A 21,868-nucleotide genomic window follows, 5' to 3' on the forward strand; every position below is an offset into this window, starting at 1 on the left:
CTTGCCCTCAGCTCCCGCCGCCTGTTATCCACACACCAATGCACAGTCAGCTTATCCTTGCTTCCGCATCTCTTATCCGCGCGCAGATGCTGCGAGGTGCCGGGCTTGATCTGCGGGTCATTCCGGCGCGCATCGATGAAGCGGCGTTCCGCATCACGCCGGGCAGCGCCGCCCTGGCACCGCGCGACATTGCCAGCGCCCTCGCCGAACGGAAGGCCCGCCACATAAGCGAACAGAATCCCGATGCGCTGGTGCTTGGTGCCGATCAGGTGCTCGATCTGGGCGGCATCATTCTTTCCAAGCCCGAAAGTCCCGCGGATGCGATTGCCCAGCTGACCGGGCTTTCCGGGCGCTCGCACCGCCTGCTTTCTGCTGTCGCAGTCTGTCAGGCCGGTCGCCTGCTCTGGCACCACGTTGGCGAGGCCCGCCTGACCATGCACCCGCTTGCCGCCACGGAAATCGAAGCCTACGTTGCTACGCATTGGGCCTCGATCCGCCACGCCGTTGGCTGCTACAAGCTTGAAGAGCACGGCGCGCGGTTTTTTTCGGCGGTCGAAGGCGACTACTTTACTGTGCTGGGCCTGCCGCTTATCGAGTTCCTCACTTGGCTGCGCGCCCGAGGAGAATTCGCGTCATGACCGATCACCCCCGCATCCCGCTTGCCGGAGTCATCGGCTCGCCCATCGCCCATTCGCGCTCGCCGCTGCTGCACGGCCACTGGCTCAGAACCTATGGCATCAAGGGGCACTACATCCCGATGGATGTCGCGACCGAAGATTTGCAGCAGGTGCTTGCCGCCCTGCCACGCGCGGGGTTCGTGGGGTGCAACGTCACCATTCCGCACAAGGTCTCGGTACTTGCGCTCGCCGACATGGTCACCGATCGCGCCGCGCTGATCGGTGCCGCGAACACTCTGGTGTTTCGCGCCGATGGCAAGATCCACGCCGACAACACCGATGGTTACGGCTTCATCGCAAACCTCAATCAATATGCCCCGAACTGGAGCGCCAGCACCGCGCCGGCGGCGGTGATCGGTGCAGGCGGTGCTGCCCGTGCGGTGATCGCGTCGCTGCTCGAGGCGGGCGCGCCTGAAATCCGGGTTTCCAACCGCACCCGCGCCCGTGCCGATACGCTGCGCGCCGAGTTTGGTGCCCGTGTGCAGATCTATGATTGGGTGCAGGCCGGAAACATGCTCGAAGATGCGCGCACGGTCGTCAACACCTCGGCACTCGGCATGCAGGGCAAGCCGGATCTCCGGATCCCGCTCGATGCGCTGTCGCGCCACGCCACGGTGGTCGATCTCGTCTATACGCCGCTCAAGACCCACTTCCTTGCCGAAGCCGAGGCGGCGGGTTGCACGGTCGTCGATGGCCTCGGCATGCTGATCCATCAGGCCGCGCCCGGGTTCGAGCGCTGGTTCGGCCTGCGCCCCGAAGTTGACGAAGCTGCCCGGGCAGCGGTTCTGGGCGTATGAGCCGCAGTTTCATCCTTGGCCTTACCGGCTCGATCGGCATGGGCAAATCGACCACGGCGGCTATGTTCGCCGAGGCCGGGGTGCCGGTCTGGGATGCCGATGCAGTTGTGCACGCGCTTTACTCCAAGGGCGGCGCGGCCGTGGCACCGATCGCCGCGGCCTTTCCGGCCGCGGTGCGCGACGGCTCGGTTGACCGGTCTGCGCTGAAATCCCTTCTCGCCGCCGATAAACAGGCGCTTTCCCGGCTCGAATCGCTTGTGCACCCGCTTGTTGCCGCAGATCGGGCCGCTTTCATTCGTGCCCACGCATCCGCGCCGCTTGTCGTGCTCGACATCCCGCTCTTGTTTGAAACCGGTGCCGATGCGCTTTGCGATGCGACCCTCGTGGTTACCGCAGCGCCCGAGGTGCAGCGCGCCCGCGTGCTTTCCCGCCCCGGCATCACCGAGCGCCAGCTCGACCTGATTCTTGCCCGCCAGCTGCCCGACGCCGAAAAACGCGCCCGCGCCACCCATGTCATCGAAACCCGGAGCCTTGAGCAAACCCGGGCTGCCGTGCAAGACTTGATCGCCAAGCTGCGGAGCACCTGATGCGGGCGATCGTCCTCGATACTGAAACCACCGGCTTTGAGCCCGCCGAAGGGCACCGAATCGTCGAAATCGGCGCGATCGAATTGTTCAACCATCTACCCACCGGGCAAAGCTTTCATCAATACCTCAACCCCGAACGCGCGATGCCAAAAGAGGCATTCGAGGTGCACGGGCTTGGCGACGATTTCTTGCGCAACCAACCGCGCTTTGCCGAAATCGCCACGGCGTTCCTTGAGTTCATCGGCTCAGAAGCCCCGCTCATCATTCATAACGCCGCTTTCGACATGAAGTTTCTCAATGCGGAACTGGTCTGGGCCGGTCTGCCGCAGCTTGCGCCCGAACGCGCGCTTGATACGCTTCTCATCGCGCGCCGCCGCTTTCCCGGCTCGCCCGCGTCGCTCGATGCGCTTTGCCGTCGTTTCGGCATCGACAATTCCAGCCGCGAAAAGCACGGTGCCTTGCTCGACAGCGAAATTCTGGCCGAGGTCTATCTGGAACTGATCGGAGGCCGCCAGCCCGACTTCGGGCTTGCCCCGGCCGCGACCCCGCAAAACGGCGCTCCAGCCCAGACCGATTGGCACCCACGACCGCGCCCCGCCCCCTTGCCCCCACTGCTGACGGCAGAGGAGCTTTCGGCGCACGAAGCCTTTGTCGAGAAGCTTGGTAAGGCCGCGCTCTGGCGCTATTCCTCCTGACGCAGCACCGCGCACTCCGCGCCAAGCCAGGCCTGAAATGCAACCCGGGGCGGATGCCCAGCGTCATCTTTTGGCCAGACCAGATAATAGGCCCCCAAACCGCGCACTGCCCGACCCGCGATCTGTTGAAGCCGACCGTCGGCAATCTCTGATCGCGCCAGAAACTCCGGCAGCAACGCAACCCCGACGCTGCCTATAGCCGCCTGAATCATCGTGGCGAACTGGTCAAACAGCATTCCCCGCGCCGCTGGGGCGACAACGCCGTGCACCTCGAACCACCGCGCCCATGCCGTGGGCCGCGACTCAAGCTGAAGTAGTGGCAACATCGCCAGTTTGCCCGGATCGGCCACCGTATGCGCCGCGCAGAATTCGGGCGCCGCGCAGGCAAGCATGCTTTCGTCAAATAGCTTCATATGCTCCGCGTCTGGCCAGTCCGGCGCGCCAAAATGGATCGCCGCATCGAAACCCTCGCGGGCAAAATCAAACCGTTGCAACCTTGTGCCGATGTTGATCGTAACCCCCGGATGCGCCGCCAGAAACCCCGGCAGCCTGGGTGCCAGCCAGCGCGTGCCGAAGGTCGGCAGTATCGCCAGCGAAAGCGTGCCGCCGCCGGGGTTGGCGCGCAGCCCAAGCGACGCCCGCGCAATCAGGTCCAGCGCCTTGCGTATGTCGCGCGCATAGGCGGTGGCGGCCGTGGTCGGGATCAGCCGTCGCCGCTCGCGGCGGAACAGTTGCATCTCCAGCCGCCCTTCCAGTTGCTGCACCAGTCGGCTTACCGCGCCTTGCGTCAACGAAAGTTCGCGCGCCGCGGCCGCAGTGCTGCCGGTTCGGCACACCGCCTCAAAGGCAGATAGCAGCGCGGTTGAAGGCAGAAAGCGCCTGGGCCGCGAAAGTTCATGCGCTTTATACATATCAAATCGCCAAAAACGGGTTATCGGTAGATCTAAGCGCGTGCGATACACATTGACAACAGCGATTCAGCCCCAAGGCCTCAAATGTCCGCATCGCCTCTGCGCCCGGCTCGCCGCATGGCCAGCATCGGCCTTTCCGAAATCGTTCAGGTCTCCGAGGCCGCCGCCGCGCTCAAGGCTGCGGGGCGCGATGTGATCAGCCTCGGCACCGGCGAGCCTGATTTTCCCACACCGCCGCATGTGATCGCGGCAGCCCACGCCGCAGCCCTAGCGGGTGAGACGAAATATACCGCCACCCAAGGAACGCTGGCGCTGCGCCGTGCCATTGCCACCGCCTGCGCGCGCGATAACGGCTACACCGCCGCGCCCGCCGAAATCATCGTCTCGACCGGCGCGAAGCAGGTCATTTTCAACGCCTTTTTCGCCACTCTGGATGCGGGCGACGAAGTCATCATCGCCGCGCCCTACTGGACCAGCTATTCCGACATGGTCACCATTTGCGGTGGGGTCGCAAAAATCCTTCCCACCACGGCTGCCGATGGCTTTCGCCTGCGCCCCGAGGCGCTGGCAGCGGCGATCACGCCGCGCAGTCGGTGGCTTTTGCTTAATTCACCCGGCAATCCCTCGGGTGCCGTGCTTACAGCCGCCGACCAGGCAGCACTTGCCGAAGTGCTGCGCGCCCATCCGCATGTGGCGGTGCTGAGCGACGAGATCTATCAGCACATCTGCTACACGCCCTTCACCTCGTTTCGCAACGTTGCCCCCGACCTCGCCGACCGCACTTTGGTCGTGAACGGTGTTTCAAAATTCGCCTCGATGACCGGCTGGCGGCTTGGCTGGGGTATCGGGCCCGCGCCGCTGATCAAGACCATGGCCGAGGTGCAGGGGCAGGTGACCTCGGGTGCCTCGTCAATCTCGCAGGCTGCGGCAATTGCCGCCCTGCTTGGCCCGCAAGATTACATCGCCCCACGCCGCGAGGCGTTTCGCAAGCGCCGCGATCAGGTGGTGGCTGCGCTGAATGCCACAGGCCGCCTGCATTGCCCGCTGCCCGATGGCGCTTTCTATGTCTATGCTGATTGCACGCCCTGTTTTGGCCTGACCACAGCCGCAGGCGTTACACTGGCAGATGACGCTGCGTTTTGCGCGCAGCTTTTGGCGCAGGAGGGGGTCGCGGTGGTGCCCGGCCGCGCTTTCGGATTGCCGGGGCACTTCCGCCTGTCCTATGCCTATGATGAAGCCTCGCTCACCCGCGCCTGCACCGCCATCGCGCGCTTTTGCGCCTCGCTCACCTGAGGATCCCATGACACTCAAAGCCAAAGATGCCCCCGATCTTGCCCGCTTCGACTGGGCCGATGCGCTCCGCCTCGATGCGCAACTGACCGAAGAAGAGCGGATGCTGCGCGATGCCGCCCATGCCTACGCGCAGGAAAAGCTCGCACCGCGGGTGACGCAGGCCTACCGCGACGAGGCAACCGACCCGGAGATTTTCCGCGAAATGGGGGAAATGGGGTTGCTGGGCGTCACCGTGCCCGAAGAATACGGCGGCATCGGCGCAGGCTATGTTGCCTACGGGCTGGTCGCGCGCGAGGTTGAGCGGGTGGATTCCGGCTACCGCAGCATGATGTCGGTGCAGTCCTCGCTCGTCATGTATCCGATCTACGCCTACGGTTCTGAAGCGCAGCGCCGCAAATACCTGCCCAAACTCGCCACCGGCGAATTCATCGGCTGCTTTGGCCTGACCGAGCCTGATGCCGGCTCCGACCCCGGCGGCATGAAAACCACGGCAAGGAAGACCGCCAGCGGCTATGTGCTGAACGGCACCAAGATGTGGATCTCGAACAGCCCGATTGCCGACGTGTTCGTGGTCTGGGCGAAATCCGATGCGCATGGCGGCAAGATCCGCGGCTTCGTGCTGGAAAAGGGCCTCAACGGACTGAGCGCGCCAAAGATCCAGGGCAAGCTCTCCCTGCGTGCCTCTGTCACCGGCGAGATCGTCATGCAGAACGTCGAGGTGGGCGAAGACGCGCTACTACCCGGCGTCGAGGGGCTGAAGGGCCCCTTCGGCTGCCTCAACCGCGCCCGCTACGGCATTGCCTGGGGTGTCATGGGTGCGGCAGAAACCTGCTTTCACGCTGCCCGCCAGTACGGGCTCGACCGCAAGCAATTCGGCCGCCCACTTGCCAACACCCAGATTTACCAGCTGAAACTGGCGAACATGCTGAGCGAAATCAACCTCGGCCTGCAAGCCGCGCTGCGCGTCGGCCGCCTTATGGATGAGGCCAATGCTGCGCCCGAGATGATTTCGCTCATCAAGCGCAACAACTGCGGCAAGGCACTCGATATCGCCCGCGCCGCGCGCGACATGCACGGCGGTAACGGTATTTCCGACGCCTTCCCGGTCATGCGCCACATGGTCAACCTTGAAACAGTGAACACCTACGAAGGCACGCATGATGTGCACGCGTTGATCCTCGGCCGCGCCATCACCGGGCTGCAAGCGTTTTTCTGAACAATGCTTCAGATAAAATATCCCCGCCGGAGGCGATCTGCCAAGGGTGCCTCCGGCGGGGATATTTGGACTGAAGCAATCGCATGAACACGAGATACCGATGCCGCGTTCCCAAATCGTCCATGAAAACTTCCTGCGCCGGGTGGCGGCGGGTGATTTGCCGCCGGGCAAGATGCCGACGCCGGGCCTGAGTGCCGCCGAGGCCGTGGCGCTTTTTCATGCGCAATGCACCAGCCGCGCGCTCGACCGCACCAGCCGCGCGATGCAAAAGGCGGGGCAGGGGTTCTATACCATCGGCTCTTCGGGGCACGAGGGAATGGCGGCAGTGGCGGCGGCCCTGCGCCCGACCGACATGGCCTTTTTGCATTACCGCGACGCGGCTTTTCAAATTGCCCGCGCGGAGCAGGTGCCGGGGCAGACGATGACCTGGGATATGCTCCTGTCCTTTGCCTCGTCCTCGGAAGATCCGATTTCGGGCGGTAGGCACAAGGTGCTCGGCTCGAAAGCGCTTTCCATTCCGCCGCAGACTTCGACCATCGCCAGCCATCTGCCGAAAGCGGTGGGCGCGGCCTACAGCATCGGCCTTGCGCGCCGCCGCCCGCCCGAGCACCGCGCGCTTGCCGATGATTCGATCGTGATGTGCAGCTTTGGCGATGCCTCGGCCAACCATTCGACCGCGCAGGGGGCGTTCAACGCCGCCGCCTGGACCTCCTATCAATCGGTGCCGCTGCCGCTGCTGTTTGTCTGCGAGGATAACGGCATCGGCATTTCGACCAAGACCCCAAAGGGCTGGATCGCCGCGAGCCAAGCGGCGCGCCCCGGCGTGAAATACTTCAGCGCCGACGGGCTCGATCTTTATGAGGCATTCGCGGTGGCGCGCGAGGCTGCCGAATATGTCCGTAGCCGCCGCAAGCCGGCCTTCCTGCACTTGCGGATGCTGCGGCTTTACGGCCACGCCGGTGCCGACATGCCCACCACCTACATGCCGCGCGAAGAGGTCGAAGCCGAGGAGGCAAATGACCCGCTCCTGCATTCGGTGCGGTTGCTCGATGCGGCAGGTGCGCTTTCGCCCGAGGCGGCGTTGGGTGTTTACACTGAAACCCTCGCCCGGGTGAACCGCGTGGCTGCCGAGGCCATCACCCGGCCCCGGCTCAAGACCGCCTCGGAGGTGACGGCAAGCATCGTGCCGCCTGCCCGCAGCTCGGCACCGTCAAATGGCCCCGGCGCGCTGGTGCGCGAGGCCGCCTTCGGGCCAGACCTGAAGGCGATGGCCGAGCCGCAGATCATGTCGCGGTTGATCAACTGGGCGTTGACCGACCTCATGCTCGACCATGGCGAGATCGTGCTGATGGGCGAGGATGTGGGGCGCAAGGGCGGCGTCTATGGCGTGACGCAAAAGTTGCAGGCGCGGTTTGGCCCCGACCGGGTGATCGACACGCTGCTGGATGAACAAAGCATTCTTGGCCTCGGTATTGGCCTTGCACATAACGGCTTTCTGCCGATGCCCGAGATCCAGTTCCTCGCCTATCTGCATAACGCCGAAGACCAGATCCGCGGCGAGGCGGCGACGCTGCCGTTCTTCTCGAACGGCCAATACACCAACCCGATGGTGCTTCGGGTTGCGGGGCTTGGGTATCAAAAGGGCTTTGGCGGGCATTTCCACAACGACAACTCGCTTGCGGTGCTGCGCGACATTCCGGGCCTGATTCTCGCTGTGCCCTCAAGTGGGGCCGACGCGGCGCGGATGCTGCGCGAATCTGTGCGGCTGGCGCGCGAGGAACAGCGGCTTGTGGTGTTCGTCGAGCCTATCGCACTTTACCCGATACGCGACCTTGAGAGCGAGAAGGATGGCGGCTGGATGTGTCTCTATCCCGGCCCGGATGAGCGTATTCCGCTCGGCGAGGTAGGCGTGCACGGCGGCGGGCGCGACCTAGCGATTGTCAGCTATGGCAACGGCTATTACCTTTCGCGGCAGGCCGAGGCAGGCTTGCGCGCAAGCGGGGTTGACCTGCGCATCATCGACACCCGCTGGCTTTCGCCGCTGCCGCGCGAAGCTTTGCTTGAGGCGACGCGGGATTGCGCGCAGGTGCTGGTGGTCGATGAATGCCGCCGATCCGGCAATGTCTCCGAGGAATTGATGGCACTCTTTGCCGAGGCCGGTCGCCGCGCCGCACGGATCACCGCCGAAGACAGCTTCATTGCCACCGGCCCCGCCTATGCCGCGACGCTGCCTTCGGCCGCGGGCATCGCGCGGGCGGCGCGCGACCTTCTGGGGGTGAAATGACAACCGCCGTCGTCATCTGCCCCGGCAGGGGCACCTACACCAAGGCCGAGCTTGGCTATCTGGCGCGACATCACGGTGAAAAAGCGGCTCTGTTCGAGCGGTTTGACGCGCGGCGGCGTGCGCTCGGGCAGGAAACACTGGCCGCGCTTGATGGTGCTGCAAGCTATTCTGTCGCTCGCCACACGCGGGGCGACAATGCCAGCGCGCTGATCTATGCCTGCTCGCTGGCCGATTTTCAGGACATTTCCGGGCTTGATATCGTTGCGGTCACCGGAAATTCGATGGGCTGGTATTCAGCGCTTGCCTGTAGCGGCGCTTTGAGCGCCGATGCGGGGTTCGAGGTGGTCAACACCATGGGCACGCTGATGCAGCAGCACCTGATCGGCGGCCAGACGCTCTACCCTTTCACCGATGAAAACTGGAGACCCATTGCGGGCCGCAAGGCAGAGCTTCTGGCGCTGGCCGAAACCACCGCTGCGCGCCCAGGCCATGACCTTGCGCTTTCGATCGACCTTGGCGGCATGCTGGTGCTGGCGGGAAACGAGGCGGGGCTTGCTGCCTTCGAGGCCGCCATTCCGCCGGCACAGGGCCGGTTTCCGATGCGGCTTGCGAACCACGCGGCGTTTCACACCGCGCTTCAGGCCCCGGTCGCCGCAGCCGGGCGCGCGGCGTTACCCGAGGCGCTTTTCCGCCAGCCGACGCTGCCGCTGATCGACGGGCGCGGTGCCATCTGGTGGCCGGGCGCGACCGAGCCCGCCGCCTTGCGCCTCTATACGCTTGGGCATCAGGTCGTCGCGCCTTATGACTTTACGCGCGCCATAACCACTGCCGCGCGCGAATTCGCGCCCGATCTCTTTATCATCACCGGCCCCGGCACAACGCTGGGCGGGGCCGTGGCCCAGTCGCTGATACTCGCCGATTGGGCCGGAATAGACACGAAATCCGCGTTTCAGGCGCGGCAGTCCGCCAGCCCCATCATTGCTTCGATGGGGCTGGCGGACCAGCGCAGCCTTGTCACTCAAAGGGAAAAATGACCATGACCGCCACCCTGTTTGCCAAACTCGAACTGACCGCAGCCGACATCACCGGTGGCACGCTTTTGGTGCAGAGCCCGATCGACGGAGCCGAACTTGCCCGCGTGCACGAAACCGGTGCAGCCGAAATGCCCGCCGTGATCGCCCGCGCCGAAGCCGCCTTTCGCATCTGGCGCGAAGTTCCCGCACCCCGCCGGGGCGAATTGGTGCGGCTTCTGGGCGAGGAACTGCGCGCGGCAAAATCGGAGCTTGGCGCTTTGGTCACCCTTGAGGCGGGCAAGATCACCTCGGAAGGCCTGGGCGAAGTGCAGGAGATGATCGACATCTGCGATTTTGCCGTGGGCCTGTCGCGCCAGCTTTACGGCCTGACCATTGCCTCTGAACGCCCCGGCCACCGGATGATGGAAACCTGGCACCCGATCGGCCCGGTGGCGGTCATTTCCGCCTTCAACTTTCCCGTGGCGGTCTGGTCGTGGAACGCCGCGCTGGCGCTCGTGTGCGGCGACCCGGTGATCTGGAAGCCGTCCGAAAAAACCCCGCTGACCGCGATGGCCTGCATGAAAGTGATGGCGCGCGCGCTCGCCCGCTTTGGCGACGCGCCTGAAGGCCTTGTGCAACTGGTCGTCGGCGGCCCGGCGGTTGGCGAGGCGCTGGTTACCTCGCCCGCCATCGCCGTTGTATCGGCCACCGGTTCCACCCGAATGGGCCGGATTGTCGGGCCGAAGGTGGCGGCGCGCTTCGGCCGCGCCATCCTGGAGCTTGGCGGAAACAACGCGATGATCGTGGCACCTTCGGCGGACCTCGACATGGCGGTGCGTGCCATTGTCTTTTCCGCTGTCGGCACCGCCGGGCAACGCTGCACCAGCCTGCGCCGCCTGATCGCACATAATTCCATTCGCGCTGATCTGGTGGCTCGGCTGACCAAGGCCTACGCCAGCCTGCCCATCGGCGACCCGCGCGCTGCAACAACGCTTATCGGGCCGTTGATCGACCATGGCGCGCGCGACCGGATGCTGAAGGTGCTGGAACAGGCCAAGGCCGAGGGCGGCAAGGTGCATGGCGGTCGCGCGGTCGCCAAAGGCGCGCCGCAGGGGGGTGCCTATGTCGAACCCGCGGTGGTTGAAATGCCGGGGCAAACCGCCGCAGTGCGCGAGGAAACCTTCGCGCCAATCCTTTACGTTCTGGGTTACGACACGCTTGATGAGGCCATTCGACTGCAAAATGACGTGCCGCAGGGGCTTTCCTCGTGCATCTTCACGCTCAACCTGCGCGAAGCCGAGGCCTTTCTTGCCGCGGCCGGGTCTGACTGCGGCATCGCCAACGTCAATATCGGGCCTTCCGGGGCGGAAATCGGTGGCGCATTCGGCGGCGAGAAGGAAACCGGCGGCGGGCGCGAAAGCGGATCAGACGCCTGGAAGGCCTATATGCGCCGCCAGACCAACACCATCAACTATTCCGCGAACTTGCCGCTGGCGCAGGGCGTGAAGTTTGACATCTAGGGAGGATGCGATGAGTTTCAGCAAGATCGCGGTGCTTGGTCTCGGCAAGGTCGGGCACCTTGCCGCCGAACTTCTGGCCGAGGCCGGATTCGACGTGACAGGCATTGACGCGCGCCCCCACGCCGGTCGCTTTCCAAGCCGCCAGGCCGACCTTGGCGACCTGAACGGCATGGAGGCGCTGCTGAAACCCTATCAGGCGGTGCTTTCCTGCCTGCCTTACGCGCTCAACAAAGGCGTTTCGGGCGCGGCGCATGCGCTGGGCATGCATTACTTCGACCTTACCGAAGACGTGCCCACCACCCGACATATCCGCGAACTGGCCAAGACCTCGCGCGGGCTGATGGCCCCGCAATGCGGACTTGCCCCGGGGCTGGTGGGCATCATCGGTGCCGATCTGGCCGCGCAATTCGAGCGCGTGCGCTCGATCCGGCTGCGGGTGGGGGCGCTGCCGCAAAACCCTACCGGACTACTGGGTTATGCCTTCAACTGGTCGCCCGAGGGCGTGGTCAACGAATACCTCAACGATTGCGAGGTGATCGAGGAGGGCCAGCAAAAGACCGTCTCGGCAATGGAATGGCTTGAAACCGTCTATGTCAACGGCACCCGGCTTGAGGCCTTCACCACCTCTGGCGGGCTTGGCACCATGTGCGAAACCTATGCGGGCCGCATCGAGAACCTCGATTACAAGACCATGCGCTACCCCGGCCATGTCGAGCTGATGAACTTCTTCTTCCACGAACTCCTGATGCGCGAAAACCGCGCCGAGGCAGGCCGCATCCTCACCAACGCCAAGCCGCCGGTCGAGGATGATGTGGTTTACCTGCATGTCGCCGCCGAGGGTTGGCAGGCGGGGCAATTGCGCCGCAAGGAATATGTGCGCGCCTATCGCCCGATCTCCATCGGCGGCCGCGCGCGCACCGCGATAGCCTGGACCACATCAGCCTCGGTCGTCTCGGTGATCGAGATGGTGCGCGCAGGGGCTTTGCCGCAGCAGGGTTTCCTCAAGCAAGAGGAAATCCCCTTCGCGCCCTATCTGGCAACGCGCACCGGGGCTTTGTTCGCCTGATCGGCGCGCGCCAGCCAAAGCGCCCCCGCCAACGCATCGCCCAGCGGCTCTGCCCTTGGCCAGCGCCCGCCCAGGCGCGCGGCGAAGACCGGGCCGAGCCCGCCCATGAACACGACCGGCAGCGGCCCGGCAGGCGGCTGCAAAAGCCCGATCGCCGCAGCCACCTCGGTATCGGCCTCTCGCATCAGCGCCTGTGCGGCGGCATCATCGCTTTCCACCAGCCTTGGTGCCAGCGCCGCAAATTCGGCGGGGGTTGCCTGCGCGGCAAACTGCACCACGCCCGCTGAACTGCCAAATTCAGTCACTATTCCCGCCAAAAGCGGCGTCTGCGGTGTATGGCCATCCACCGCTCGCAGCGCGCGGGCCAATAGCGCCCGGCCCAACCACGCGCCACCACCTTCATCGCCCAGTATCAGCCCCCAACCACCTGCGGAGCGAATTTCGCCGCCCATCTGGCGCGCGAACACCGACCCGGTGCCGAGCACGGCAACGATGCCTGCGTCATCGTGAAACGCGCCCTTCACCGAGGTCAGAACATCGCTTTCAATGCGGACCCGGGCAAAGGGCAGCCGCGCTGCAAGGACTCCTGCCGCAACGTTTGCCCCCGCCAGCCCGAGAACCGCAACCACCTCGGCGGGCACGCAAACCCCCGCCATCGCTTGCGCTGACGCCACCAAAACATTGGCAAGCGCAGCCTCGGCATCGGTGCAGACATTAGCAGGCCCGGCGATGCCCCGGCCCAACACACGGCCAGACGCATCAGCCAGAACCGCGCGGCAGCCGCTGCCCCCGCCATCAATGCCCAGATAGAACAACGCGCACCTCCCCCTCACGATAGCAGCGGGCGCGCAAAAGGCTAGAGAACGCGGTTCCAGAGATTTTCGAGCCGCTCCTGCCTCCCGGACCGCGGCACCGGGTTCAGTCCCTCGGCCAGAACCCGCGCGTGGATGCTTTCAAGCGTGCCGCTTTTCAGCATCGCCTTGGCGGCGGGCGCATCCCAGCCCGCGTAGCGCGCGCGCCGGGCCGCCTCAAGCGCGTCGCCTTCCAGCATCGCCGCCGCTGCCTTGAGTGCCCGCGCGCAGACATCCATCGCGCCGACATGCGCCAATATCAGGTCTGCGGGATCAAGGCTCTGCCGCCTTATCTTGGCGTCAAAGTTGGTGCCGCCGCTGGCAAAGCCGCCCGCCCGCAATACCTCGTAATAGGCCATGGCGGTTTCGGGCACGTTGTTGGGGAACTGGTCGGTATCCCAGCCGCTCTGGTAATCGTTCCGGTTCATGTCGATCGAACCGAATATGCCAAGGCTCGCGGCGAGCGCGATTTCATGCTCGAACGAATGCCCCGCCAGAATCGCGTGGCCCTGCTCGATGTTCACCTTGACCTCTGCTTCAAGGCCGAAGCGGCGCAGAAAGCCGTAAACCGTGGCCACGTCATAGTCGTACTGGTGCTTGCTCGGCTCCTGCGGCTTCGGCTCGATCAGGATTGCGCCGTTGAAGCCGATCTTGTGCTTGTATTCCACCACCATCTGCAGGAACCGCCCCATCTGCTCCGCCTCGCGGCCAAGATCGGTGTTCAGCAGCGTTTCATAGCCCTCGCGCCCGCCCCAGAGCACATAGTTCGCCCCGCCAAGTTTCATCGTCGCGTCCATGCAGGTCTTCACCGTGGCCGCGGCATAGGCAAACACCTCGGGGTCGGGGTTGGTGGCGGCACCCGACATATAGCGGCGGTGGCTGAAAAGGTTGGCGGTGCCCCACAGAAGCCGGGTCTTTTGCCGCTCCATCTTGGCGGCGAAATATTCAACGATTTCTTCAAGATTGCGCGTCGATTCGGCGAAACTCGCGCCTTCCGGGCGCACGTCGGCATCGTGGAAACAAAAGAACGGCGCGCCGAGAATTTCGAACATCTCGAAAGCGACATCGGCCTTGCGCCTGGCGTGCTGCATCGTGTCGCCGAACCAGGGCCGCTCGAAGGTCTGCCCGCCAAAGGGGTCGCCGCCCGGCCAGGCGAAGCTGTGCCAATAGGCCACGGCAAAACGCAGATGATCTTCCATGCGCCTGCCCAGCACCACCTCGTCGGGGTTGTAGTGCCGGAATGCAAAATCGCTCTGGCTTTGCGGCCCCTCATAGCGGACCTGCGGGATACCATTGAAGAAGTCGGTCATGTCAGTCCCTTTATTGCGGCCTGCGCCGCGCGAAACCGCGCGTGGCCCTCATCAAACGCCTGAGCCAGTGCAAAAACAGGCTCTATTACATGCGAAATGGGTGGGCAGGTGGCAATTTCGGCACCCGCGCCGGTGGCGGCCATCAGCGCCAGACGGGCCGCGCCAAAGGCACCGCCAAAATCGCCCGCGACCGGCACCGAAACCGGCGTGCCAAGTGCCGTGGCAATCGCTGCAAGCCAGTAGTCCGACCGCGCACCGCCGCCCACCGCCAGAAGGCTCTCGATCCGCGTGCCGGTAGCGGCCAAGGCATCGCGGCAATCGCGCAGCGCGAAGCTCACGCCCTCCAGCACCGCCCGCGTCGCCGCCTCGCGGTTGGTCGCATGCTCAAGCCCGATGAAGGCACCGCGAATGGCAGCATCGTTCAAGGGCGTGCGCTCGCCGCCGAGATAGGGCAGAAACCGGGTCTTGCCCGGTGCCCGAAGCGGCCCGAGCGCCCCGGTCAACTGCGCCGCGTCGCTGCCGACAAAGGCCGCAAACCAGTTCAGCGCATCCGCCGCCGCCAGAATCACCCCCATCTGGTGCCACTTGCCCGGCAGGGCGTGGCAGAACGTGTGCACGGCGGTCGCCGGGTCGGGCTGATAGCTATCGTTCGCGGCGAAAAGCACGCCCGAAGTGCCGAGGCTGACAAAGGCCTGCCCCGCACGCACGACGCCAACGCCTACTGCCGAAGCGGCATTATCGCCGCCGCCGCCCGCCACAACCACGCCCGCGGGCAGGCCAAAGCGCATCGCCAGTTCGGGCCGCAAGGCAGCCGACACCGCCGAACCCTCCACCAGCCGCGGCATCTGTGCGCGGCTCATCCCGGTTGCGGCCAGCAACGTATCGGACCAGTCGCGCCCGGCGCAATCGAGCCAGCTTGTGCCCGCGGCATCCGACATATCCGCGACATGCTCGCCGGTCAGCCACAGCCTGAGATAATCCTTTGGAAGCAGCACTTTGGCGACGCGGGCAAATACTTCCGGCTCATGCCGCGCGACCCAGACGAGTTTCGGTGCGGTAAAGCCGGGAAATACGATATTGCCGGTAATCGCCCGAAAGCGCGGGTCGGCATCAAGCTCTGCCGCCTCGGCATGGGCGCGGGTGTCGTTCCAGAGGATGCAGGGCCTGAGCACATCATCCGACGCAGACAAAAGCGTTGCACCATGCATCTGGCCTGAAAGCCCGATGCCGCGCACGGCCCGCAACCCATGCGCCGAAAGCGCGCCGAGAACCGACTCCGCAGCCCCGATCCAGGATGCAGGCGATTGCTCCGACCAGCCCTCGGCAGGGCGCGAAACGCTCAGCGGCGCAGATGCCTCGGCCAGAACCCGCTGCGCATCGTCGATCAGCAGGCCCTTAAGCCCCGATGTGCCGAGATCCAGCCCGATATACATCAGCGCGCTCGATCCGGCATCTTGCCCAGAATGATCATGCCCAGAATGTCTTCGTCGGTCACATCGGCCACATTCACCGTGCCGACCAGCTGCCCGTTCTTCATCACGCTGGCGCGGTCGCAAAGTTTCATCACGTTGTGAATATCATGCTCGATAAGGAATATCCCGAGGCCCTGCGCCTTCAGTTCCTGAATGAGTTCTGCCACCATGTTCGTTTCCTGCGGGCCAAGCGCCGCAGTGGGCTCGTCCATGATCAGGATGCGCGCGTTGAAATAGACCGCCCGCGCAATGGCAACAGATTGCCGCTGCCCGCCCGAAAGCGCCTTTACCGGATCCTTGAACTTGCGGAAGTTGGGGTTTAGCCGCGCCATGATCTTGCGGGTCTCGGCCTCCATCTTCGCGTCATCGACAAAGCCCATCGGCGTCACCAGCTCGCGCCCGAGAAACAGGTTCGAGGCGGCATCGAGGTTATCCGCCAGCGCCAGTGTCTGGTAGATGGTCTCGATGTTGAACGCGCGGGCATCGCGCGGGTTATGGATCTCCACCATGTCGCCATCGATCAGAATCTCGCCGGCGTCGGCCTGATAGGCCCCCGACAGACATTTGATCAGCGTCGATTTGCCGGCGCCGTTATGGCCCAGAAGGCCGACAACCTCGCCTGCGTGCAGATCGACCGTGACGTGATCGACCGCCTTGATGCCGCCGAAGGCAATCGAGATGTCGCGCAGTTCGACAAGGGGCGCGTTCATATCTTTTCTCCCGTGCGCTTGCGATACTGGATGTCGATCCAGACCGCGAGAACCAGCACAAGGCCCACAATGATATTCTGGAAGGGCGCATCCACCCCCACCATCGCCATGCCCGATTGCAGGCTCTGCATGATCACGGCACCCAGAATGGCCCCGTAGATGGTGCCGATGCCGCCCGAAAGCGCGGTGCCACCAATCACTGCTGCCGCGATAACCCGCAATTCATCCAGCGTGCCGATGTCGTTGGTGTGGTTGGCCAGCCGTGCCTGCGCCACCACCGCCGAGAGCGCACACAAAAAGCCCATCAGCGCGAAAACCTTGACCGTGAGCATCCGGGTGTTGATGCCGGAAAGCTCGGCAGCATCAGGGTTGCCGCCGGCCGCAAAGATGTAGCGCCCAAACCGGGTGCGCCGCGCAATCACGGTCATCGCGATCGCGACCAGCACGAGGATCAGCACCGATATCGGCAGGCCAAAGGCCTCGCTGTAGCCTTCTGGCAGCGCCTCGCCGCGGGCCTCGAAGGTGCGCCGCAGGCGGCCTACAGGAATTTCGTAAGCGTTGACAACGGCCACAAAACCCATGATTGCGCTGATCGCAATTGCCGCCAGCGCAAATTCCGCCCAGACCGGCTTTACCGGAAACCCGTGCCTCAGCCTGTCGGCGCGCGCGCGCCAGAGCGCCCAGATCGCGCTTGCCACCGCCAGCCCGCCAAGCCCCCATGAGATGGTGTCGCCCAGGGTGCCTTCGACGCCCCCGAACAGCATGAATTTGTCATCAAGCGGCCCCAGCGTCTGGCCGCTCGTCAGATACCAGCCGACGTTACGCCAAACCAGCAGCCCGCCGAGCGTGACGATGAAGGCCGGAATGCGCTGATAACCGATCAGCCAGCCGTTGAAGGCACCAATCGCGGTGCCCGCCGCCAGCCCTGCCAGAATCGTGATCGGCGCGATCATCGGGTGGCCAATGCCAAGCCCCAGCGTCTTCGGCAACAGCCAGACCTGAAGCACGCCCATCACCGCCGAAGCCGTGGCCAGCACCGCGCCAACCGAAAGGTCGATGTGCCGGGTGACAATCACGAACACCATGCCGGTTGCCATGATCGCAACACTCGCGGTCTGGATCGACAGGTTGAAAAGGTTGCGCGGTGTCAGGAATCGCCCGTCCGCCAGCCAGGCCAAGGGGTTGAGCACGAATGTCGCCTGCGCGTCGCTGCCGGTCTTGAGCTGAAAGGTGAGGCAGATCACCACCAGCGCACCGATCATGCCCAAGAGCCGGGAATCGATCTCGATTTTCTGCAACAGATTGCGCTTGCCCTGCTGGGGGGCTGCGTTGGGGGCCGCGTCGGTCATAAAGCTATCCCGTTCAGTGCCGCACGGGCGGCATATGGCTGCGCCCCGGCATGAAAGCCGGGGCGCATTCTGAAACTCAAAGGATCAGTTGCAGGGTGCCGGGCCTGCGGTCACGCCCTGGCAGAGCGCTTCTTTGGTGATCCAGCCCGCATCGACAACCGCCGAAAGGTTGTCTTTTGTGATCGGCATCGGCGCGAGGAACAGCGAGTTCATCGTGGTGCCGGCCGGCGAGGTCCAGGCTGCCGCACCGGCTACGGTTGCGTTCTTGTCGCCCGCCAGTGCCACCGCAATTTCCGCGGCCGCGCGGCCAAGCTCACGCGCATCTTTCCAGACCGAAACCGTCTGGGTGCCAAGCGCCACACGGTTCAGCGCCGCATGATCGCCATCTTGCCCGGAAACCGGAACCACCATGCCCTGCGCGCTCAGCGCTGCGACCGAACCACCGGCGGTGCCGTCGTTCGAGGCAACCACGGCATCGACCTTGTTGTTCTGCGCGGTCAGGATCTGCTCCATGTTGCGCTGGGCGTTGGCGGGCAGCCAGCCATCGGTATAGGCTTCGCCGACAATCTTGATCGCGCCCGAATCGATTGCGGCTTGCAGCACTTCTTGCTGGCCGCCACGCAGGAAATCGGCGTTCGGGTCGGTCGGCGAACCTTTGATCATGACATAGTTGCCGGTCGGCGCGGCGGCCAGAACGGCGCGGGCCTGCATCCGGCCCACTTCGACGTTGTCGAAGGTAAGGTAGAAGGCGCGCGCGTCTTCGATCAGGCGGTCATAGGCAATGACCGGAATTCCTTCATCGGCGGCAGCGGTCACTGCCGGAACGATCGCCTGCGTATCTTGCGCGAGAATGATGAGCGCATCGACACCCTGCGCCATCAGGCTTTCGATGTCGGAAAGCTGCTTGGCCGAGGAAGACTGCGCGTCAGCCGAAACATAAACCGCACCCGCGGCGGCCAGCGCGGCCTTGATCGCGGCTTCGTCGGTTTTCCAGCGCTCTTCCTGGAAGTTCGACCACGAAACGCCGACGGTGATCTGCGCAAGGGCCGATGTGGTAAACCCGGCCGCAATGACTGCGGCCAGCAAAAGGGTCTTTTTCATGTCTTCCTCCCAAAGTAAGGCCATACAGGCCCCGCCCGGCGGATTCGCCGGAATAGGCGAATACTTGGAGGAATAATTTTAGTTGTCAAAATAAAAATGACAGGACACTGTGGAAATCTAGGCTCCAACGCCGGGATAATGCTGCGCAGCGGCTAAGGGCGGGCTGAGAACGTGCCGCAGGTGCATAGTTTTGTTAGGGGAGTGAACTAAAATGGCCAGCTTGTCGGTCGAGAGAAAGCGACTTGGCGGTGGCGCACCGGGGTGCGGGCCGCTGATTCCGCCACTTTCGGAAACCACGCGCCCGCTGCGCCAGCAGATATTCGATCGCGTCCGTGCCGCGGGGCTGATCGCCCGCGTGCAACTGGCCAAGGAGCTTTCGATCAGCCCGGCCTCGGTGACCACGCTCACTTCCGAGCTTATCGAGCGCGGATTTCTTGAGGAAGTGCAGGCGCGGCGCGAATCCGACACCGTGCGCGGCCGCCCGACGGTAGCGCTCGGGGTGCGGGCGGCGGCGCATTTTGTTGCGGGAATCAAGTTGTCCGACCGCGAACATACCGCCGTTGTAGTCGATTTCGCGGGTAACCTGATCGCAGGCGAGGCGATATCGCGCCAGCCGGGGGCGATGCTGCTTGCCGACATCGTCGGTGCCACCGAAACCCTGCTCGACCGGGTCTGCGCCAAGGCCGGTGTGCCGCGCGCCAACCTTTCGGCGGTGGGGCTCGGGGTGCCGGGTTTTGTCGATTGCCCGGCGGGCGTCGTGCACTGGTCGCCGGTGCTGACAGATCACCATGTGCCGCTTGCCGCGGCCGCGTCGCAGCGCCTCAACCTTCCGGTGCATATCGACAATGACGCGAACCTCGTCACGCTGGCGGAGCTTTGGTTTGGTGCCGGGCGGCGGCTTTCGGATTTTGCCGTGGTCACCATCGAGCATGGTGTCGGCATGGGTTTTGTCATCAACCACCGCATTTTTCGTGGCTCGCAGGGCATGGGCATGGAGCTTGGCCATACCAAGGTGCAGCTCGATGGCGCGCTGTGCCGCTGCGGCCAGCGCGGCTGTCTTGAAGCCTATGTCGCCGACTACGCGCTGGTGCGCGAGGCACAAACCGCGCTCAATCTGTCCCACCGCGAGAACCAGAGCGTTGGCGCGCTGCTCGAAAGCCTTTTCGACCATGCCAAGGCTGGCAACAGTGCCGCACGGTCGATCTTTCATCGCGCCGGGCGCTATCTGGCGCTGGGGCTGGCGAATGTGGTCAATCTGTTCGACCCCGAGCTCATCATCCTCTCGGGCGAGCGGATGCGGTACGATTATCTTTACGCCGAAGAAACGCTGGATGAGATGCGGGCAATGATGCTCAACACCGGCCGCCCGACCCCGCGGATCGAGACCCACGCCTGGGGCGATCTGCTCTGGGCACATGGTGCCGCCGCATTGGCGCTGCACGAGGTTTCCGACGGCCTGCTGTGCCCGCCTCGGGAAATGGCCGCACAATGAGGGCGCTTGCAGCAGTGCTTCTGGCGTTTCCGGCAGGCGCAGAGCCGCTTTTCGTCAACGATGCACCTCTTTCGCCCACCCACGTCTATGCCGGCGGATGGGAGCATTTCGTCGGTGGCGGCGTGGCGGTGTTCGACTGCAACGGCGATACGCGCCCCGACCTCTTCGTGGCGGGCGGCGAGAATCCGGCGACGCTGCTGGTCAACCTCTCAGAACCGGGGGCAAATCTGCGCTTCACTTCGGGTGAGATCGCGGCGATGACCGGCGTGACCGGTGCCTACCCGCTCGATATCGACAGCGACGGCCTGATCGATCTTGCGGTGCTGCGGGTCGGCCCGAACCTGCTGCTGCGCGGCGAGGGTGGTTGCCGATTTTCCGATGCCAGCGCTGAGTGGGGCCTTGCACCCCGTGATGCCTGGACCACGGCCTTTACCGCCACATGGGAAAATGGCGCGAAGCTGCCCACGCTGGTTTTCGGCAACTACGTTGACCGCAGCAACCCGAACGGCCCGTTCCAAGCCTGCGATGAGAACGAGGTTTATCGCCCCGAAGACCGCAAATATGGCGCGTCAGAGCCGCTTTCACCGGGATACTGCGCGCTCTCGATGCTGATTTCCGATTGGCAGCGCCGTGGCACTGCCGAGCTGCGCATCTCCAACGACCGACACTATTATGTGCGCGGCGGTTATGAGCAGATGTATCGCCTGAACCCACTGGCCGAGCGCGCCGACTGGCCGCATGTCTCGCTTTGGGGCATGGGCATAGCCAGCCGCGACATCACCGGCGATGGCCTGCCCGAAGTGATGATGACCTCGATGGGTGACCAGCTTTTGCAGTTCAATCGGGGTAGCGGATTCGAAAACGCACCCTATGCGCTGGGCACCTATGCGCAGCGCCCCTATCTGGGCGATGATGGTCGCCCCTCTACCGGCTGGCACGCCGAATTCGGCGACATCGACAATGACGGGCTTCAGGATCTGTTCATCGCCAAGGGCAACGTCGATCAGATGCCCTCGAATGCCATCCACGACCCCAACAACCTGCTGATGCAGGGACCGGACGGGATTTTCCGCGAACAGGGTGACGCGGCGGGTGTTGCCACAAGCGAGCGCTCGCGCGGCGGGGCGCTGGCCGATCTGAACGCCGACGGGCTGCTTGACCTTGTCGTGGTCAACCGCCGCGCAGCCTTGGAGATCTGGCGCAACACCAGCACAAATACCGGCAATTGGGCCGAAATAGAGCCTGTTATGGCTGGCACAAACCGCCGAGCCGTGGGTGCCTGGGTCGAGCTTCGCGCGGATGGAAAGGTGCAGGCCGCCGAGATCACGGTTGGCGGTGGCCACGCTGGCGGGCAGGCGTTGCCGGTCCATTTCGGTCTCGGCGCTGCCGCCAAGGCAGAGGCGCGGGTGATCTGGCCGGACGGAACCTTGGGCGATTGGCACGCCATCACCATGAACGCGGTCAATCGGTTGATGCGATAGCCGGGGTTTTACAGCCCCGTTTCGCCCCGAAGTGTCTTTCCAC

Annotated in this window: 19 protein-coding genes; 12 read left to right on the forward strand and 7 right to left on the reverse strand. The window is 64.4% G+C overall.

The window, feature by feature from the left end; genetic code table 11:
• Nucleotides 1–38: 38 nt before the first annotated feature.
• Genes Q8J98_RS03380 through dnaQ form a run of 4 tightly spaced genes read left to right on the forward strand, consistent with a single transcriptional unit; the run spans nucleotide 39 to nucleotide 2,756 of the window.
• The gene (locus Q8J98_RS03380) at nucleotides 39–638 is read left to right on the forward strand and encodes a nucleoside triphosphate pyrophosphatase (protein WP_305293145.1); all 600 of its coding nucleotides are present in this window, start codon (nucleotides 39–41) and stop codon (nucleotides 636–638) included.
• Complete coding sequence (locus Q8J98_RS03385; protein WP_305293146.1) at nucleotides 635–1,474, forward strand: shikimate dehydrogenase; 840 nt, start codon at nucleotides 635–637, stop codon at nucleotides 1,472–1,474. Before Q8J98_RS03380 ends, Q8J98_RS03385 begins: the two co-directional genes overlap by 4 nt.
• The gene (gene coaE, locus Q8J98_RS03390; protein WP_305293147.1) at nucleotides 1,471–2,061 is read left to right on the forward strand and encodes a dephospho-CoA kinase; all 591 of its coding nucleotides are present in this window, start codon (nucleotides 1,471–1,473) and stop codon (nucleotides 2,059–2,061) included. Before Q8J98_RS03385 ends, coaE begins: the two co-directional genes overlap by 4 nt.
• Nucleotides 2,061–2,756 (forward strand): DNA polymerase III subunit epsilon, encoded by a 696-nt coding sequence (dnaQ, locus tag Q8J98_RS03395; protein ID WP_305293148.1) that lies wholly within the window; start codon nucleotides 2,061–2,063, stop codon nucleotides 2,754–2,756. Before coaE ends, dnaQ begins: the two co-directional genes overlap by 1 nt.
• On the opposite strand, the gene Q8J98_RS03400 is transcribed toward dnaQ, so the two are convergent.
• Nucleotides 2,744–3,667 (reverse strand): LysR family transcriptional regulator, encoded by a 924-nt coding sequence (locus tag Q8J98_RS03400; RefSeq protein WP_305293149.1) that lies wholly within the window; start codon nucleotides 3,665–3,667, stop codon nucleotides 2,744–2,746. The two genes, dnaQ and Q8J98_RS03400, sit on opposite strands and share 13 nt — an antisense overlap.
• Before the next feature lie 117 nt (nucleotides 3,668–3,784).
• Here Q8J98_RS03400 and Q8J98_RS03405 point away from each other — a divergent pair, with 117 nt between their 5' ends.
• The 6 genes from Q8J98_RS03405 to Q8J98_RS03430 all read left to right on the forward strand — a co-directional run bounded on the left by Q8J98_RS03405 (nucleotide 3,785) and on the right by Q8J98_RS03430 (nucleotide 12,059).
• Nucleotides 3,785–4,960, forward strand: coding sequence for a pyridoxal phosphate-dependent aminotransferase (locus Q8J98_RS03405; protein ID WP_305293150.1), 1,176 nt, complete (start codon nucleotides 3,785–3,787; stop codon nucleotides 4,958–4,960).
• A 7-nt stretch (nucleotides 4,961–4,967) separates the two neighbouring features.
• A complete protein-coding gene (locus Q8J98_RS03410; RefSeq protein WP_305293151.1) occupies nucleotides 4,968–6,176 on the forward strand; it encodes an acyl-CoA dehydrogenase in 1,209 nt (402 codons plus the stop codon).
• Nucleotides 6,177–6,276: 100 nt separating this feature from the next.
• Complete coding sequence (locus Q8J98_RS03415; protein WP_305293152.1) at nucleotides 6,277–8,460, forward strand: alpha-ketoacid dehydrogenase subunit alpha/beta; 2,184 nt, start codon at nucleotides 6,277–6,279, stop codon at nucleotides 8,458–8,460.
• Nucleotides 8,457–9,494, forward strand: a complete 1,038-nt coding sequence (locus Q8J98_RS03420; RefSeq protein WP_305293153.1) for an ACP S-malonyltransferase — start codon at nucleotides 8,457–8,459, stop codon at nucleotides 9,492–9,494. Before Q8J98_RS03415 ends, Q8J98_RS03420 begins: the two co-directional genes overlap by 4 nt.
• Complete coding sequence (locus tag Q8J98_RS03425; protein WP_305293154.1) at nucleotides 9,491–10,993, forward strand: aldehyde dehydrogenase family protein; 1,503 nt, start codon at nucleotides 9,491–9,493, stop codon at nucleotides 10,991–10,993. Before Q8J98_RS03420 ends, Q8J98_RS03425 begins: the two co-directional genes overlap by 4 nt.
• Nucleotides 10,994–11,003: 10 nt before the next feature.
• Nucleotides 11,004–12,059 (forward strand): saccharopine dehydrogenase family protein, encoded by a 1,056-nt coding sequence (locus Q8J98_RS03430; RefSeq protein WP_305184653.1) that lies wholly within the window; start codon nucleotides 11,004–11,006, stop codon nucleotides 12,057–12,059.
• Here the strand turns inward: Q8J98_RS03430 and Q8J98_RS03435 are convergent.
• The 6 genes from Q8J98_RS03435 to xylF form a co-directional block, all read right to left on the reverse strand.
• On the reverse strand, nucleotides 12,023–12,874 hold the full coding sequence (locus tag Q8J98_RS03435; RefSeq protein WP_305293155.1) for a BadF/BadG/BcrA/BcrD ATPase family protein: 852 nt from the start codon (nucleotides 12,872–12,874) through the stop codon (nucleotides 12,023–12,025). The genes Q8J98_RS03430 and Q8J98_RS03435 overlap by 37 nt on opposite strands.
• A gap of 41 nt (nucleotides 12,875–12,915) precedes the next feature.
• Entirely contained in the window at nucleotides 12,916–14,220 is a 1,305-nt protein-coding gene (gene xylA / locus Q8J98_RS03440) for a xylose isomerase (protein ID WP_305293156.1), read from the reverse strand.
• Nucleotides 14,217–15,653, reverse strand: coding sequence for a xylulokinase (gene xylB / locus Q8J98_RS03445; protein ID WP_305293157.1), 1,437 nt, complete (start codon nucleotides 15,651–15,653; stop codon nucleotides 14,217–14,219). The genes xylA and xylB overlap by 4 nt, the downstream gene beginning before the upstream one ends.
• The gene (locus Q8J98_RS03450) at nucleotides 15,653–16,402 is read right to left on the reverse strand and encodes an ATP-binding cassette domain-containing protein (RefSeq protein ID WP_305293158.1); all 750 of its coding nucleotides are present in this window, start codon (nucleotides 16,400–16,402) and stop codon (nucleotides 15,653–15,655) included. Before Q8J98_RS03450 ends, xylB begins: the two co-directional genes overlap by 1 nt.
• Nucleotides 16,399–17,751, reverse strand: a complete 1,353-nt coding sequence (locus Q8J98_RS03455) for a sugar ABC transporter permease (RefSeq protein ID WP_305293159.1) — start codon at nucleotides 17,749–17,751, stop codon at nucleotides 16,399–16,401. Before Q8J98_RS03455 ends, Q8J98_RS03450 begins: the two co-directional genes overlap by 4 nt.
• A gap of 84 nt (nucleotides 17,752–17,835) precedes the next feature.
• A complete protein-coding gene (gene xylF, locus Q8J98_RS03460) occupies nucleotides 17,836–18,852 on the reverse strand; it encodes a D-xylose ABC transporter substrate-binding protein (RefSeq protein WP_305184659.1) in 1,017 nt (338 codons plus the stop codon).
• A gap of 211 nt (nucleotides 18,853–19,063) precedes the next feature.
• Between xylF and Q8J98_RS03465 the strand changes: the two genes are divergently transcribed.
• Both Q8J98_RS03465 and Q8J98_RS03470 read left to right on the forward strand, forming a co-directional pair.
• A complete protein-coding gene (locus Q8J98_RS03465; protein ID WP_305293160.1) occupies nucleotides 19,064–20,344 on the forward strand; it encodes an ROK family protein in 1,281 nt (426 codons plus the stop codon).
• Nucleotides 20,341–21,825, forward strand: a complete 1,485-nt coding sequence (locus tag Q8J98_RS03470; protein ID WP_305293161.1) for a CRTAC1 family protein — start codon at nucleotides 20,341–20,343, stop codon at nucleotides 21,823–21,825. Before Q8J98_RS03465 ends, Q8J98_RS03470 begins: the two co-directional genes overlap by 4 nt.
• Nucleotides 21,826–21,868: the final 43 nt, after the last annotated feature.

This window comes from Phaeovulum sp. (assembly GCF_030684035.1).
Taxonomy (GTDB): Bacteria; Pseudomonadota; Alphaproteobacteria; order Rhodobacterales; family Rhodobacteraceae; genus UBA6213.

Coding starts and splice junctions, on each gene's coding strand:
- Q8J98_RS03380 (WP_305293145.1), top strand. CDS start 39: ATGCACAGTCAGCTTATCCTTGCTTCCGCATCTCTTATCCGCGCGCAG.
- Q8J98_RS03385 (WP_305293146.1), top strand. CDS start 635: ATGACCGATCACCCCCGCATCCCGCTTGCCGGAGTCATCGGCTCGCCC.
- coaE (WP_305293147.1), top strand. CDS start 1,471: ATGAGCCGCAGTTTCATCCTTGGCCTTACCGGCTCGATCGGCATGGGC.
- dnaQ (WP_305293148.1), top strand. CDS start 2,061: ATGCGGGCGATCGTCCTCGATACTGAAACCACCGGCTTTGAGCCCGCC.
- Q8J98_RS03400 (WP_305293149.1), bottom strand. CDS start 3,667: ATGTATAAAGCGCATGAACTTTCGCGGCCCAGGCGCTTTCTGCCTTCA.
- Q8J98_RS03405 (WP_305293150.1), top strand. CDS start 3,785: ATGGCCAGCATCGGCCTTTCCGAAATCGTTCAGGTCTCCGAGGCCGCC.
- Q8J98_RS03410 (WP_305293151.1), top strand. CDS start 4,968: ATGACACTCAAAGCCAAAGATGCCCCCGATCTTGCCCGCTTCGACTGG.
- Q8J98_RS03415 (WP_305293152.1), top strand. CDS start 6,277: ATGCCGCGTTCCCAAATCGTCCATGAAAACTTCCTGCGCCGGGTGGCG.
- Q8J98_RS03420 (WP_305293153.1), top strand. CDS start 8,457: ATGACAACCGCCGTCGTCATCTGCCCCGGCAGGGGCACCTACACCAAG.
- Q8J98_RS03425 (WP_305293154.1), top strand. CDS start 9,491: ATGACCATGACCGCCACCCTGTTTGCCAAACTCGAACTGACCGCAGCC.
- Q8J98_RS03430 (WP_305184653.1), top strand. CDS start 11,004: ATGAGTTTCAGCAAGATCGCGGTGCTTGGTCTCGGCAAGGTCGGGCAC.
- xylA (WP_305293156.1), bottom strand. CDS start 14,220: ATGACCGACTTCTTCAATGGTATCCCGCAGGTCCGCTATGAGGGGCCG.
- xylB (WP_305293157.1), bottom strand. CDS start 15,653: ATGTATATCGGGCTGGATCTCGGCACATCGGGGCTTAAGGGCCTGCTG.
- Q8J98_RS03450 (WP_305293158.1), bottom strand. CDS start 16,402: ATGAACGCGCCCCTTGTCGAACTGCGCGACATCTCGATTGCCTTCGGC.
- Q8J98_RS03455 (WP_305293159.1), bottom strand. CDS start 17,751: ATGACCGACGCGGCCCCCAACGCAGCCCCCCAGCAGGGCAAGCGCAAT.
- xylF (WP_305184659.1), bottom strand. CDS start 18,852: ATGAAAAAGACCCTTTTGCTGGCCGCAGTCATTGCGGCCGGGTTTACC.
- Q8J98_RS03465 (WP_305293160.1), top strand. CDS start 19,064: ATGGCCAGCTTGTCGGTCGAGAGAAAGCGACTTGGCGGTGGCGCACCG.
- Q8J98_RS03470 (WP_305293161.1), top strand. CDS start 20,341: ATGAGGGCGCTTGCAGCAGTGCTTCTGGCGTTTCCGGCAGGCGCAGAG.